This window comes from Achromobacter colocynthidis, assembly GCF_057334535.1.
Window position 1 is genome coordinate 69,104 of the sequence record NZ_JBHFIZ010000006.1, and the last position, 15,010, is coordinate 84,113.

11 protein-coding genes and 1 tRNA gene are annotated in these 15,010 nt (G+C 62.3%); 10 read left to right on the forward strand and 2 right to left on the reverse strand.

Annotation, left to right across the window (positions count from 1 at the left end):
• Positions 1 to 17: 17 nt before the first annotated feature.
• A complete protein-coding gene (locus tag ACE04A_RS03220; RefSeq protein ID WP_485819855.1) occupies positions 18 to 923 on the forward strand; it encodes a LysR family transcriptional regulator in 906 nt (301 codons plus the stop codon).
• 612 nt (positions 924 to 1,535) lie between these two features.
• On the opposite strand, the gene ACE04A_RS03225 is transcribed toward ACE04A_RS03220, so the two are convergent.
• A tRNA-Met gene (locus ACE04A_RS03225) sits at positions 1,536 to 1,612 on the reverse strand.
• Between the two features lie 61 nt (positions 1,613 to 1,673).
• On the opposite strand from ACE04A_RS03225, the gene scpB reads away from it, so the two are divergent.
• From scpB to typA, 8 genes are all read left to right on the forward strand, one after another.
• The gene (scpB, locus tag ACE04A_RS03230) at positions 1,674 to 2,879 is read left to right on the forward strand and encodes an SMC-Scp complex subunit ScpB (protein WP_279996696.1); all 1,206 of its coding nucleotides are present in this window, start codon (positions 1,674 to 1,676) and stop codon (positions 2,877 to 2,879) included.
• A gap of 35 nt (positions 2,880 to 2,914) precedes the next feature.
• The gene (rluB, locus tag ACE04A_RS03235) at positions 2,915 to 4,750 is read left to right on the forward strand and encodes a 23S rRNA pseudouridine(2605) synthase RluB (protein WP_448718487.1); all 1,836 of its coding nucleotides are present in this window, start codon (positions 2,915 to 2,917) and stop codon (positions 4,748 to 4,750) included.
• Positions 4,751 to 5,289: 539 nt separating this feature from the next.
• Positions 5,290 to 5,793: a ribosome maturation factor RimP gene (gene rimP, locus ACE04A_RS03240; protein WP_259252639.1), complete on the forward strand. Its 504-nt coding sequence runs from the start codon at positions 5,290 to 5,292 to the stop codon at positions 5,791 to 5,793.
• On the forward strand, positions 5,790 to 7,268 hold the full coding sequence (nusA, locus tag ACE04A_RS03245) for a transcription termination factor NusA (protein ID WP_050447915.1): 1,479 nt from the start codon (positions 5,790 to 5,792) through the stop codon (positions 7,266 to 7,268). The genes rimP and nusA overlap by 4 nt, the downstream gene beginning before the upstream one ends.
• A 95-nt stretch (positions 7,269 to 7,363) precedes the next feature.
• The gene (infB, locus tag ACE04A_RS03250; RefSeq protein WP_259251714.1) at positions 7,364 to 10,414 is read left to right on the forward strand and encodes a translation initiation factor IF-2; all 3,051 of its coding nucleotides are present in this window, start codon (positions 7,364 to 7,366) and stop codon (positions 10,412 to 10,414) included.
• Between the two features lie 23 nt (positions 10,415 to 10,437).
• Positions 10,438 to 10,839 (forward strand): 30S ribosome-binding factor RbfA, encoded by a 402-nt coding sequence (gene rbfA / locus ACE04A_RS03255; RefSeq protein ID WP_006218273.1) that lies wholly within the window; start codon positions 10,438 to 10,440, stop codon positions 10,837 to 10,839.
• A gap of 39 nt (positions 10,840 to 10,878) precedes the next feature.
• The gene (truB, locus tag ACE04A_RS03260; RefSeq protein ID WP_050446074.1) at positions 10,879 to 11,631 is read left to right on the forward strand and encodes a tRNA pseudouridine(55) synthase TruB; all 753 of its coding nucleotides are present in this window, start codon (positions 10,879 to 10,881) and stop codon (positions 11,629 to 11,631) included.
• On the forward strand, positions 11,628 to 13,451 hold the full coding sequence (gene typA, locus ACE04A_RS03265) for a translational GTPase TypA (RefSeq protein ID WP_259251712.1): 1,824 nt from the start codon (positions 11,628 to 11,630) through the stop codon (positions 13,449 to 13,451). Before truB ends, typA begins: the two co-directional genes overlap by 4 nt.
• Positions 13,452 to 13,562: 111 nt before the next feature.
• Here the strand turns inward: typA and ACE04A_RS03270 are convergent, their stop codons facing one another.
• Positions 13,563 to 13,961 (reverse strand): tautomerase family protein, encoded by a 399-nt coding sequence (locus tag ACE04A_RS03270; protein WP_448718485.1) that lies wholly within the window; start codon positions 13,959 to 13,961, stop codon positions 13,563 to 13,565.
• A 109-nt stretch (positions 13,962 to 14,070) separates the two neighbouring features.
• Between ACE04A_RS03270 and ACE04A_RS03275 the strand changes: the two genes are divergently transcribed.
• Complete coding sequence (locus tag ACE04A_RS03275) at positions 14,071 to 14,937, forward strand: LysR family transcriptional regulator (protein ID WP_485819856.1); 867 nt, start codon at positions 14,071 to 14,073, stop codon at positions 14,935 to 14,937.
• Positions 14,938 to 15,010: the final 73 nt, after the last annotated feature.

The window sequence follows — 15,010 nt, forward strand, 5'->3', positions numbered from 1 at the left end:
CAAGAACCGAGACAATCATGGATCGTTTGAAGGCGATGCAGGTGTTCGTGGAGGTTGCTGACCGGGGAAGCTTGTCGGCAGCGGCAATTCATTTGGATATGTCGCGCGCAATGGTGTCGCGCTATCTGGCGGAAATGGAGCAGTGGGGCGGGGTGCGCTTGCTGCATCGCACGACGCGCCGCTTGAGCCTTACGCCCGCGGGTGCGGAAACGCTGCCGCGCTGCCGGCAAATGCTGGATATGGTGGGTGATCTGCGCAGCGCGGTCTCCACCCCCGAAGACACCCCGCGCGGGCTGTTGCGGGTCACCACCAGCATGTCTTTTGGTTCGCGCCACCTTGCGAAGGTGGTGGCTGACTACGTCAAGCTGCACCCGGACACGTCGGTTGACCTGATGTTGGTCGAGCGAGCGGTCAACTTGGTCGAAGAGCGCGTGGATTTGGCCGTGCGCATCACGAACGACCTGGATCCCAATCTGATTGCCCGCAAGCTGGCGGTGTGCCGGTCGGTGGTGTGTGCATCGCCCGAATATCTATCTCGCGAAGGGCTGCCGGCGCGGATCGAAGACCTGTCTTTGCGAAACTGTCTGACCCACTCTTATTTTGGCAAAAGCCTGTGGCGTTTCGAGCGCGACGGCCAGCCCGTGGATGTGCCGGTGAGTGGCAATATCAGCGCCAATGAAGCGTCAGTGTTGTTAAGCGCCGCCTTGGAAGGGGCGGGTATTGCAATGCTGCCCACTTATTGCGCAACTGAATATATTGCAGCGGGTCGGTTAAAGGCGATTTTGCCGCAATGCAAACCGCAGGAACTCGGTATTTATGGCGTTTACGCGTCCCGTCGGCAGATGCCGCTGATACTGCGTTCCATGCTGGACTTCCTGGTCGAGAGACTGGGTTCGGCACCTTGGGACCGGCCGGGCGCCTGAATGTAGTGCGCCGTTATGCGGGTTCCCGTTCTTGAGGGCTCGGGTTATGGCGGTATAATTTCCGAAATGTGTGGACGGTTTGGTTCAAGCCAATGTCCGCTAGCATGTAGTCTTCGAAAATATCCAAGAATCGTAAGTCTGGCCGAGATCTGGCCGCAGCATGGCAAGGCGGGTCTTAGTGTGGGGGAAGGCGGGGCGGTTAGCCGCAATGTCCGGCCCCAAGCCTGATGATCCGGGTCCTTGATACTGATTGCCGCAGGACAATGGCGCCGGCTTCCGGCGGGTCCCGCAGGCTTGTTGGCCGTTGATGCCAGCTTTTCCAGAATTTGCTTAAGGCGTTTGCCGCAATACGAAGCGGCAGGCACATTGCCTATCTTGACCGACGCGCCTGCTTCGGTGCGTGCTTGTCACGCATGGCGATCAACCCAGGAACCTTGTGAACACTACGCTCATCAATGTCGTCTATCGCGGGTCCCCATACGTGGTGGTCCGGCAGGCCGGCGTTGATGTGGGTCTGATGGCGTCCGCTTTCGCCCGCGCAAAAATTGCAGCGCAAATGAATTGCAGCGCAAATGAAAAAGGCCCGGCGCATTCGCCAGGCCTTGATCAATTTGGTTGCGGGGGCAGGATTTGAACCTACGACCTTCGGGTTATGAGCCCGACGAGCTGCCAGACTGCTCCACCCCGCGTCTGAGAAAAGAATATTAACCTTATTTTCCACCTTGTGCAAGTTAGCCCTTTTGAATTTGAATGTCGATGAACGATAGCGAGGCAATACTCGTGCTGGAAACCGCGTTGTTATGCGCGGTGCAGCCGATGCAACTGTCCGATATGCGCAAGCTATTCGGGGACGATGAGCAGTTTGACAACAGCAAGCTACGCGGGTTGTTGGAGACGCTGCAAGCCAACTGGGCCGATGGCGGCCTGGAACTTGTGCAACTGGCGAGCGGGTGGCGCTTTCAAAGCCGGCCGCATATGCAGCGCTATCTTGAGCGGCTTAGTCCCGAAAAGCCGCCCAAGTATTCACGCGCCGTCATGGAGACGCTGGCCATTGTGGCTTGGCGTCAACCCGTAACCCGGGGCGATATTGAAGACATACGCGGCGTGACCGTGTCGTCGCAAATCGTGAAAGCCCTGGAAGATAGAGGGTGGATCGAGGTGATCGGGCACCGCGATGCGCCGGGCCGTCCGGCTCTGTTCGGGACCACGCGCCATTTCCTGGACGATCTCGGCCTGCGAGCGCTGGATGAGTTGCCGCCCCTGGAATCCGCCCATGCCGCCGCTGCGCTGGCGGGCTTGGATCTGGGTGAGGTGCAGCAATTGACGGGCGAGGGCGCCACGCCCGTGGATGCATCGGCGGGCGCGGAGGTTGCCTCCGAAGGGGTAAGCGATTCGGCTGAGCTCGGCGTCGATGGCGACGAGGGAGCTCAGGGTGAGTTTGCCGTCGAAAATGCGGACCAAGTGCCGGAAAATGACGATATCCCAGTTGCGGAATTGTCAGTTTCGGCACAGGATGCACCCATAGACCCGGTCGATAGCGTAGAATCCGTCGTTTCGCGCACAGAAGAAGGCGCGAATCCCGACGACGAACCCACCGTCCGGGAGCAAGCCGAAGGCTTGTCCAATACGCCGAACCTGTCCGGTTTTCCCGACGACAGAGCCGGCAACGACATTTCCGATATAGCCGCCGACCCCACTGAGGCCGGTGCTGCAAAGGAAAGTGTCGAGAACGCAAAACACGCGGAACCGACCGACCCGATTGACGAGACCGATCACGCAGCGCCTGGCGCGGCTGGGCATGAGCCCGATTTCGGCCTTGATGATCCTGTTCGGCCCGAAACCGATGCCGCTTCCTCGGCCTCGGATGACGTGGATCCGGCGCAGCCTGGAGCTGGCCACGATTCGGCGTCCCCTGATGATGACGAGCCCGCCCCTGGCAGGCCTACCCAAGTTTGAAATTCGGAGCTGTCCCAGTGACAACGAATACAGCAATGCAGGACGACAATCCCCGTTCGGATGACACCGTTTCCAACGGTCAGCCGGATTCCTCCCCCGTGCGCGAATCGGCGCCTGAAGGCGAGGCCGGCGCGCGTGGGCGTGGTCGCAAGCTAAGGACGCCTTTCCGCCGCCGTCGTGGCGATGCCGCGGCAGAGCAGGCCCCGGCGGCAGATGGCCAACCGGCCGCCGCCGCATCGGTCGAGTCCGCTGACTCCCGCGGTGGCGAGCAAGAGGCGGAGCAGGCGCTGTCGTATCTTGACAACGCTGACCGCATGGAACAGCGCCTGGGCAAGTACCTGAATAGCGATTCGGTCATGCCCAAGCTGCACAAGGTACTGGCGGACGCGGGCATCGGTTCGCGCCGCGAGATGGAAGAGCTGATTGTGGCCGGCCGAGTGTCGGTCAACGGCGAGCCGGCTCATATTGGCCAGCGCGTTGCGCCGAATGATCAGGTTCGCGTGAATGGCAAGCCCATCATGCGGACCAATACCAAGAAGCCCCCGCGCGTGATTCTGTACCACAAGCCCGCGGGCGAAATCGTCAGCCACGACGATCCGGCTGGACGCGCCAGCGTGTTCGCCCGCCTGCCCAAGCTGCGCACGGGCAAGTGGTTGTCGGTGGGGCGCCTGGACTTGAATACGGAAGGTCTGCTGATCTTCACGACGTCGGGCGACATGGCCAACCGCATCATGCACCCCCGTTACGGCACCGAGCGTGAATACGCCGTCCGTGTGCTGGGCGAGATGGACGAGGCGCAACGCCAGTCGCTGGTTGACGGCATTGAGCTGGAAGATGGTGTGGCGGCTTTCGGCGCGCTGGATTATCTAGGTGGCGACGGCAGCAATCGCTGGTACCGCGTCACCTTGCAGGAAGGGCGCAATCGCGAAGTGCGCCGCATGTTCGAAGCGGTTGGCGTAACCGTCAGCCGACTCATCCGTACCCGCTTCGGCGATGTGGTGCTGCCCCGCAGCTTGCGTCGTGGTCGCTGGGAAGAGCTGGATGGCTCGTTGGTCACCGCATTGATGGTCCAGCTTGGGCTGTTGCGTGATGACGACGAATCGGGTGGCAACCGCCGCCGTTCGAAGCAACCCCAATCCCATGACAGCGCGCTGCCCCCGGGCTTCGGCACCATGGATCGCAATGGCATGAATGGCGCCCGTATCGGCCGTCGCGGCAAGCTGCAAGGCGGCCGCTTGGGCAGCGCGGGGCAAGCGGCGGCGTGTCCGTCCGACCCCTTCGGTACCGGCCTGATGATTGCCGGCGGCTATGCCAATGGTCATCCGCTTGCCGCGGAAGGCCCTGGTGGCAATCGCAAGGGCGGCAAGCCCGGCGGTGGTCGCTCGGCATCGGCGGGCGGCGGGCGTCCCGATGGCAAGCCAGGCGGTAAGCCGGGCGCCAAGCCTGCTGGCAAGATGGGCGGCAAGCCGCGGGGGCCGCGCGGTCCGCGTGCGGCGGCAGCGGGTGGGCAGCCGGGCAACGTGGCGTCGGTAGATGCCGGCGTTGTCGGCAACGTGGCCGAAGGCCAGGTGGGCGGTGGCCGCAAGCCTTCCGGTGGCAAGCCGGGCGGCAAGCCGCAAGGCGCGCGCGGCGGCAACGGTGGTCGGAATGGCAAGCCCGCGGCTGCGGGTGGCCGTGGTGGAAACAAGTCTGAAGGGCCGCGCAGTGCGGGCGGTCCGGCGGCCAATAAGGGCCCGGGTGCGGGCGGCAAGCCGCGTGCACCGCGCGCTGCTTCGTCGGCGCCGCGTGGCGACGATTGGCAACCTCGCGGCGCGTCGGCGCATGAATCCCGCTTGGGCGTCATGGGCGGGCGTGGTCGTCAAGGCCGCTGATTTGCCTGCCAGTGGCGCGTTGATCGCGCCGCTGGCCGCGATATGTCCCGTATAAGCGTAAGCCCTAGATGAATCAGGCGTTTTTCCTGTTTATCTGGTAAAATCAATGGTTTTCATGGCTTCGCGTCATTGCTTTTTGCGTCCCGACTCTGGCTGATAGTTGGCAAGAGCGAGTGAAAACGCAGGGCTAAACCGCGAGGGCAGGGCTAAACCGCAGCGCAAAATCGGCTAAAGCAACGGGGCAGAAATGCCCGAGCTTGAGTTAGCCGGGCAGCCAATGATCAAGTTGGCGCGCGAGGCAAGGCAAGGCAAGACAATGCATAGCGCAGTTCAATAGCAGTTGGCATCGGATATGCGCCAAGTGTCGCCAGACCTGAAGGCTTGGGTTTGGGCTGGCAGGGTTGGGACAACCCATGGTGCATCAAATTAGGTCGCAATATAGGGCGCTGCCCAGCATTGCTCCTTACGTGTAGTAGGGAAGCGGCTGGGCTCTGCGCAATATCGGTGGGCTGGGCGTGCAGCCCATTTTTTTTGAGTATATGGCTGATTTATTCGCATTGACCGAAGAGGCTCTGGCCGGCATGGATGTCGAACTCGTGGACGTCGAGCGTGCCGCCCTGGGCCTTTTGCGCGTAACGATCGATCGGGTCGGCGGTGTGCGCATCGAAGACTGTGAACAGGTTTCCCGCCAATTGTCGCGGGTGTTTGAGGTCGAGAACGTTGACTACAAACGGCTGGAAGTCGGTTCGCCGGGCATTGATCGCCCGTTGCGCAACGAGGCTGAATTCCGCCGTTTTGCAGGTGAGCGCATCGAGATCAAGCTACGTGAGGCATTAGACGGACGTAAGGTTTTCTCCGGCACATTAACCGTGCCCGAAGACGACGCCGCTGCCTCGGACGCCGATGCTGGCATGCACAAGACCGTGTTCGGTCTCGAATTTGAGGCAAAAAAGAACGAAGTCCAGGTGTTGAATTTCACGGTCGAAGATATCGAACGTGCAAAACTGGATCCCGTTCTGGATTTCAAGGGCAAAAAGCGATGAGTCGCGAAATTCTTCTGTTGGTCGATGCCTTGGCGCGTGAAAAGAACGTCACGCGTGACGTCGTGTTCGGTGCGCTGGAAAGCGCGCTGGCCTCGGCCATGAAAAAGCGCTTCAAGGATGATGCGGACATTCGTGTCGCCATCGATAGGGAAACCGGCGATCACGAGGGCTTCCGCCGCTGGCTGGTAGTGCCCGACGAAGCGGGCCTGCAAGAGCCCGACAAGCAGGAAATGCTGTCGGATGCGCAAGAAATCGTTCCTGATATCCAGGAAGGCGAATACATCGAAGAGCCGCTTGAGCCCATCGAATTCGGCCGTATCGGCGCGCAGGCGGCCAAGCAGGCCATCCTGCAAAAGATCCGTGACGCCGAACGCGAACAGGTGCTGAACGACTTCCTGGACCGTGGCGAAACCATTGTGTCCGGCACGATCAAGCGCATGGACAAGGGCGACGCCATCGTGGAAACGGGCAAGATCGAAGCGCGCCTGCCGCGTTCCGAAATGATCCCGAAGGAAAACCTCCGGGTTGCCGACCGCGTCCGCGCCTTCGTGTTGCGTGTTGACCACGCCGCGCGTGGCCAGCAAGTGATTCTGTCGCGCACCTCGCCCGAGTTCATTCGCCAGTTGTTCGAGAACGAAGTCCCGGAAATCGAGCAGGGCCTGTTGGAAATCAAGGCCGCCGCTCGCGATGCGGGTGTGCGTGCGAAGATCGCCGTCGTGGCATACGATAAGCGTATCGATCCGATCGGCACGTGTGTGGGCATGCGTGGTTCGCGTGTCACCGCGGTGCGCAACGAGCTGGGCGGCGAACAGGTCGACATCGTCTTGTGGTCGGAAGACCCCGCGCAGTTTGTCATTGGCGCCTTGGCGCCGGCCAACGTCGAATCGATCGTCGTTGACGAAGACAAGCATGCGATGGACGTCGTCGTCGACGAGGAAAACCTGCCCAAGGCCATTGGCGCCAAGGGTCAGAACGTGCGCCTGGCGTCCGAGCTGACTGGCTGGCAGATCAACATCATGACGCCGGAAGAAAGCCTGAACCGCCAGGAAGTCGAGCGCTCGGGTCTGCGCACCACGTTCATGAGCAAGTTGGACGTTGATGAGGAAGTCGCCGACATCCTGATCGACGAAGGTTTCACCGGTATCGAGGAAATCGCTTACGTACCCATGCAGGAACTGCTGGAAATCGAAGCGTTTGACGAAGACACCATCAATGAATTGCGTGCCCGTGCCCGCAATGCGCTGCTGACTGAAGCAATTGCCCAGGAAGAGCGCCTTGAGACCGCACAGGATTTGCTTGAACTTGAAGGCATGACGCAAGAGCTGGCTGCCAAGCTGGCCGAGCGCCAAGTGCATACGCGAGATGATCTGGCCGAATTGGCAACGGACGAACTGGCGGAAATCGCCGGCTTGACCGAGCAGGAAGCCAGCGACCTCATCATGCGTGCCCGTGCCCATTGGTTCGACGAAGAATAACCATAAGGACACGGGTCTGCGGTGGGTAGTGCTGGATTCATCCACCGCAAGTTCACGTTGTTTGTAATTGCTGCATATAGGGAAGAGAGAGCCTAATGTCGAGTAACACCGTCGCCCAGTTCGCTACCGAGCTGAAAATGCCTGCCAATGTGCTGCTGGATCAGCTGCGCTCGGCTGGTGTTGACCTCAAATCGGTTGACGATTCCGTCACCGACAGCGACAAGGCGAAATTGCTCGAATCGCTGCGCCGCGCCCATGGCGCGACCGAAGGCAAGAAGATCACCCTGACGCGCCGCCAGACGTCCGAGATCCGGCAGGCTGACGCCACCGGCCGCTCGCGCACGATTCAGGTCGAAGTGCGCAAGAAGCGCGTGTTCGTCAAGCGTGATCCCTCCGAAATTGCCCTGGAGCAGGCCGCGTCCGCGCGTGCCGAAGATGAAGTTGCTGTTGAAGAAGAGCAGCAGGTGTCCGCGCCGGCTGCACCCGAGGCTCCTGCCGTGGCCGAGCCCCGCGAAGCCACGCCCGTCCAAGCGGAGGCTCCGGCCCCCGTCGAGGCGGAAGAGCCTGTTGCTGTAGAAGCGCCCGCGCCGGTTGAAGCGCCCGCGCCTGTTGAATCCGTCGCGGCCGAAGTGCCCGCCACCGTCGAGGCGCAAGCCGCCGAAGTCCAGGCCCAGCCTGAACCCGAACCGACGCCGGCGCCTGCTCCTGCCGAGCCCGTGGCCGAAGAGGCCAAGCCCGAAGTTAAGACTGAATCCACCGAGCCCACGGCTGAAGAAGCCAAGCCGGAACCCGTTGTGCTAGCCAATAAGTCCGATACACCTTCCCCCCAGGCCAATGCGCCGATCGCCCAGGCGCAGCCTGCCGCGAAGTCCGAACCTGTGCAGTCCGCCGCGCCCGCGCCGGCCACGCCCCCCGTCCGGGTGGGCAATCGTGCCGACAACCGCCGCGCCGGCCCGCCGCTTGCCGCTTCCGCTACGACGGGTGGCCGCGATGAGGCCCGCCGTGCCGCCGAGGCCGAAGCCGCCGCGCTGCGCGAAATGCTGAACCGTCCGCGCAAGGTGTTGCGTGCCCCCGAGCCGGAGGCGCCCGCCGCCGCCGCTGCTCCGATTTCGGGCACGCTGCACAAGCCGGCCGGCAAGCCGGGTGCTACGCCCGGCGCCAAGAAAGACGCCAAGCCCGCCGCTCCTGGCACGAAGAAGACCATCAAGACCGCCGAAGTCGCTTCGACCTGGTCTGATGACGCCTCGCGCAAGAAGCCGGCCGACAAGCCCGCAGCCCCGGCCAGCCGTGACGGCTGGCGTGCAGGTGGCAAGGGTGGTGGCAAGGGCGGCGGCCGTGGTGGTCGCAACCAGCAGAACGACCGCCGCAACGAGCCCGCACCGCAAGAATTCATTGCTCGCGAAGTGCACGTGCCGGAAACCATCAGCGTGGCCGATCTGGCTCACAAGATGTCCGTGAAGGCCGCCGAAGTCATCAAGCATCTGATGAAGCTGGGCCAGATGGTCACCATCAACCAGGTACTGGACCAGGAAACGGCCATGATCGTGGTTGAAGAACTGGGCCACGTGGCGATCGCCGCCAAGCTGGATGATCCGGAAGCGTTCCTGGACGATTCCACGGCAGTGTCCGAAGCCGAGCAATTGCCGCGCGCTCCGGTAGTTACCGTCATGGGCCACGTTGACCACGGCAAGACCTCGCTGCTGGATTACATCCGCCGCGCCAAGGTTGCCGCGGGCGAAGCCGGCGGCATTACGCAGCACATCGGCGCCTACCACGTTCAAACCGAACGCGGCATGGTGACCTTCCTTGACACCCCGGGCCACGAAGCGTTTACCGCCATGCGTGCCCGCGGCGCCAAGGCGACCGACATCGTGATTCTGGTGGTGGCCGCCGACGACGGCGTGATGCCGCAAACGCGTGAAGCCATCCACCATGCCAAGGCCGCGGGCGTGCCCATGGTCGTGGCGGTGACCAAGATCGACAAGCCGTCGGCCAACCCGGAACGCGTCAAGCAGGAATTGGTTGCCGAACAGGTCGTGCCGGAAGAATACGGCGGCGACGTGCCCTTCGTGGGCGTGTCGGCCAAGACCGGTGAAGGCATCGACGACCTGCTCGAAAACTTGCTGCTGCAAGCCGAAGTGCTGGAACTGAAGGCGCCGGAAGACGCGCCCGCCAAGGGCCTGGTCATCGAAGCCCGTCTGGACAAGGGCCGTGGCCCGGTCGCGACGATCCTGGTGCAGAGCGGTACGCTCAAGCGCGGCGACGTGGTGCTGGCCGGCGCAAGCTTTGGCCGCGTGCGCGCCATGCTGGACGAAAACGGCAAGCCGATCCAATCGGCCGGCCCGTCCATCCCGGTTGAAATTCAAGGCCTGACCGAAGTGCCGGCTGCCGGTGACGAGCTGATGGCGCTGTCCGACGAGCGCAAGGCGCGCGAAATCGCGCTGTTCCGCCAAGGCAAGTTCCGCGACGTCAAGCTGGCGCGCCAACAGGCCGCCAAGCTGGAATCGATGTTCGACAACCTGGGCGAGGGCACGCAAACGCTCACGCTTATCGTCAAGACCGACGTGCAAGGTTCGCAAGAAGCGCTGGTGCAGTCGCTGGTCAAGCTGTCGACCGACGAAGTTCGTGTGCAAGTGGTGCACGCGGCTGTCGGCGGCATCTCGGAAACCGACATCAACCTGGCCATCGCCTCGAATGCGGTCGTGATCGGCTTCAACGTGCGTGCGGAAGCAAGCGCCAAGAAGCTGGCCGAAAACAACGGCATCGACGTGCGCTACTACAACATCATCTATGACGCCGTGGATGAAGTTAAGGCGGCCATGTCGGGCATGTTGGCGCCCGAGAAGAAGGAAGAAATCATCGGCCTGGTCGAGATCCGTGAGGTCTACAGCATCTCGCGCCTTGGCAACATCGCTGGTTGTATGGTGCTTGACGGCATCGTCCGCCGCGATTCCCAGGTACGCCTGCTGCGCAACAACGTGGTTACCTGGACGGGGCATCTTGAATCGCTGCGCCGCTTCAAGGACGACGTCAAGGAAGTCAAATCTGGCTTCGATTGCGGTCTTACGCTGCGCGGCAACAACGACATCCAGGTGGGTGACCAGCTGGAAGTCTTTGAAATCAAGGAAATCGCGCGTACGCTGTAAAGCGTCGCGAGGCATTATTGCTAATGAGCCGTCACAAGTCCAAAGCCATCCCCGGTCGCAATCTGCGACTGGCCGACCAGATCCAAAAGGATCTGGCGGAGATCATTCAGCGCGAAATCGATATGTCTCGCGCTGGGCTGATCACGCTCTCCGGTGTGGAATTGTCGACCGACTACGCGCATGCCAAGGTGTGGTTCACGGTTTTGGGCGCCGAGCCCGAAGCCGCCACCGCCTTGCTGAACGAAAAAGCCGGTTGGCTGCATTCCCAGCTTTACAAGCTGCTGCACATACACACTGTCCCCACTTTGCGCTTCTTCCACGACGAGCAAATCGCCCGTGGCATCGAAATGTCGATCCTCATCGACCGCGCAAATCGGCCCGGCCCCCACTCGGGCGTGCCTGACGAACCTGAAGACCAGTCCTGATCGGGCTGTCGTCACTGCTTTTTCAACCGGATTCCGACGATGGCTAAACGACGCGGGCTTTTGCTCGACGGTGTGCTGTTGCTCGACAAACCCGTAGGTTTGTCGAGCAACCACGCCTTGCAACGCGCCAAGCGTTCCATGGACGCGGCGAAAGCCGGTCATACGGGCACGCTGGATCCCTTCGCCACCGGCTTGCTGGTGTGCTGCATGGGACGCGCAACCAAGATTTCCGGCGCGATGCTTAACGCCGACAAGGCATATCGCGCTACGCTGCAATTTGGCAGCGAAACCGATTCTGGCGACCTGACCGGCAATGTCGTGTCCACCGCCGAACCGGGCTTTACCGTTGACGAGCAAGCGCTGCGCGACGCGCTGTCACGTTTCTCGGGCACGATCGAGCAGATTCCGCCGATGTACTCCGCGCTCAAGCGCGACGGCAAGCCGTTGTACGAGTACGCCCGCGCCGGCATCGAGCTGGAACGGGCCCCGCGCCAAATCACGATTCACCGCATCGAGCTGTTGTCCCTGTCGGGAACGCAGGCAGAGATCGATGTGGCTTGTAGTAAAGGCACATACATCCGAACACTGGCCCAGGACATCGGGCGCGTGCTGGGCTGTTACGCCCACCTGACGGCGCTGCGGCGCACGCACGTCGGGCCTTTTTCTCTGGAACGCGCCGTTGAGCTGGAAGCCTTGCAGGCCATGCCAGACCCGAAGCAGGCATTGCTTGCACTGAACGAATTGCCGGAGGGCTTGCTGCCCTCCACCCTGACCTTAAAGGACTCGCTATGACTCGCGCCTTGCGCAACGTCGCCATCATCGCCCACGTGGACCACGGTAAAACAACCCTGGTCGACCAGCTGCTGCGCCAATCCGGCACCTTCCGCGAAAACCAGGCGCTGACCGAACGGGTCATGGACTCGAACGATCTGGAAAAAGAACGCGGCATCACGATTCTGGCCAAGAACTGTGCCGTTGAATACGAAGGCACGCACATCAACATCGTCGACACCCCGGGTCACGCCGACTTCGGTGGTGAAGTCGAGCGCGTGCTGTCGATGGTTGACGGCGTGCTGCTGCTGGTTGACGCCGTTGAAGGCCCGATGCCGCAGACCATTTTCGTGACGCGCAAGGCACTGGCCCTGGGCCTGAAGCCGATCGTGGTCGTCAACAAGGTTGACCGCCCCGGCGCCCGCACCGACTTCGTCATCAACGCCACGTTCGACTTGTTCGACAAGCTGGGCGCGACCGAAGAACAGCTGGACTTCCCGGTGGTTTACGCCTCGGGCCTGTCGGGCTACGCCGGCCTGACCCCGGACGTGCGCGAAGGCAACATGCGCCCGTTGTTCGAAGCCATTCTGCAACACGTGCCGCAGCGTGAAGATGACCCCAACGGCCCGCTGCAGATGCAGATCATCTCGCTGGACTACAACAGCTACGTCGGCAAGATCGGCGTGGGCCGCATCAACCGTGGCCGCATGCGCCCCGGCATGGAAGTGGCTTACAAGTTCGGTCCCGACGGCCAGGGCGGCAAGGGCCGCATCAACCAGGTCCAGAAGTTCCATGGCCTGGAGCGTGTCGTGGTGGAAGAAGCCGAAGCCGGCGACATCGTGCTGATCAACGGCATCGAAGAGCTGGGCATTGGCTGCACCGTGACCGACGTGCTTACGCAGGAAGCCCTGCCGATGCTGCGCATCGACGAGCCGACGCTGACCATGAACTTCATGGTGAACACGTCGCCGCTGGCCGGCCGTGAAGGCAAGTTCGTGACCAGCCGCCAAGTGCGTGACCGCCTGGATCGCGAGCTGAAGTCCAACGTGGCGCTGCGTGTGCGCGACACGGGCGACGACACCGTGTTCGAAGTGTCGGGCCGTGGCGAACTGCACCTGACGATTCTGCTGGAAACGATGCGCCGCGAAGGCTACGAGCTGGCCGTGTCGCGTCCGCGCGTGGTGTTCAAGGAAGTCGACGGCGTGAAGTGCGAGCCGTTTGAATCGCTGACCATCGACGTTGAAGACGCTCACCAAGGTGGCGTGATGGAAGAGCTGGGCCGCCGCAAGGGCGACCTGCAGGACATGCAGCCGGACGGCCGTGGCCGTACGCGCCTGGAATACCTGATCCCGGCCCGTGGCCTGATCGGCTTCCAGAACGAGTTCCTGACGCTGACGCGCGGCACGGGCTTGATGAGCCACATCTTCCACGAATACGCCCCGGTCAAGGAAGGCGCGATTGGTGAGCGCCGTAACGGCGTGCTGATCAGCCAGGACCAAGGCGACGCCGTGGCCTACGCACTGTGGAAGCTGCAGGATCGCGGCCGCATGTTCGTGAGCCCGGGCGATGCGCTGTACGAAGGCATGATCATCGGCATTCACAGCCGCGACAACGACCTGGTTGTGAACCCGATCAAGGGCAAGCAACTGACGAACGTGCGCGCCTCGGGTACCGACGAAGCCGTGCGCCTGGTTCCGCCGATCCAGATGTCGCTGGAATACGCCGTTGAATTCATCGACGACGACGAACTCGTGGAAATCACGCCGAAGTCGATCCGTCTGCGCAAGCGTCACCTGCTGGAAAACGAACGCAAGCGCGCCGCGCGCGAAGCCTCGGCCTAAGCGGGCACGACGGCCACACCCGCTGTGGCCTTCGCATAAGACAAGCCGCGCACCTTCGGGTGCGCGGCTTTTTTTTGCACGATGCGCGGGCCGTCTTATAGCCCGCTTTTCTTAGAGTCCGCTTTGCTGATGCCGGTATTCCTGGGTAGAGCCACCATACCCATATGCGGCCGCGCGCGCGTCGATCACATGCACGTAAGAGCATTCATGCAGTTCGCCCAGAATCCCTTGGAATGCCGCATAAATCTCTTTGATGAAGCGCGCTTTCTCGGCCTTGGTGTTCGTTTCGTCCGTGACGCTGATGTCCAGGTGAAAAGCGTTCTTGCCCTGCTCGGAGAGCGGCGTGCCGCCAATGAACCAGAGGTCGTGCGGGATGTGCTGCAAGGTAATCGCGATGACCGGCAGCTTCTTGCCCAGCACGGACTGCGTCAGCCCCGCCACGGATTCAACAACGCGGCGATTGATGGCGGGATCGGATTGGCCAGAAAGATGTACGACGATATGGGGCATGACAGGACTCCGGTTTGTGAGGGGTACAAGGCCAGTGTAGAAAGCCGTTTGACATCGGAAAAGCGGGAAATTACGATTTCATCCATCGAGTAATCCATTGGATAGAGCCATGTCGGGTTTTGATCTGGACCAGTTGCGCACCTTGGTCGCCGTGCTGGACGCGGGCAGCCTGACGGCGGCGGCGCCGAAGGTTTTCCTGTCGCAATCGTCGGTCAGCGAACAGATGCGCAAACTGGAAGAGCGCGCCGGCCAAGCCCTGCTGGTGCGTGGAAAAACGGGGGTGGCGGCCACACCCGCGGGCGAACGCCTGCTGCAACATGCGCGCGCCATCCTGGCCTTGAGCGACGAGGCCTACCGGGATCTGCGTGGCGTGGCGCTGCGCGGCGAGCTGCGGCTGTTCATTACGGATTACTTTCGGCCGGGCGACGTGGCGCGCATGCTGCGGCGTTTGAACGAGCAGTACCCGCAGGTGCGGCTGCACGTGACGATCATGAAAAGCGGCGCCATCGAGGCCGCCTACGAGCGCGGTGAAATCGACGTGGGCATATCGATGTCGATCCAGGAACGCGGTGCGCCGCGAGCCCGCGCGCAGGGCGCGCTGTTGCGCCGCGAGCCGCTGCTGTGGATGACGGCCGAGGGCGCAGGCGCGCCGGCGGACGACGCTCCCTTGCCATTGCTGGTGCTGCCGGAGACCTGCGCATTGCGCCAGTATGTGGAACGGCAGCTTGCGCGGCGTGCCGTGCCTTATACGGTGGCGCACGTGGCGTCTGGGGTGGCGGGATTGCAGTTGGCGGTGTCGGCCGGGCTGGGCGTGGCCTGCCTGAATGAATCCGCCCTGGCGCCCGGGATCGCACGTTTGCATGCGCCTGGTTTGCCCGCGCTGCCCTCTGTGGAATTTCGTTTGCTGCCGGCCCGAACCGGGGAAAGCGAGTTCATCGGATTGGCGCGCGAGGCCATCGTCAAGGCGCTGAGCTGATCGGAGCTGCCTCGGCGAAGGGGGGCTTGAACGGACTCGCCTCCAATCGAAAAATGATCGAAACTGCCGAAAC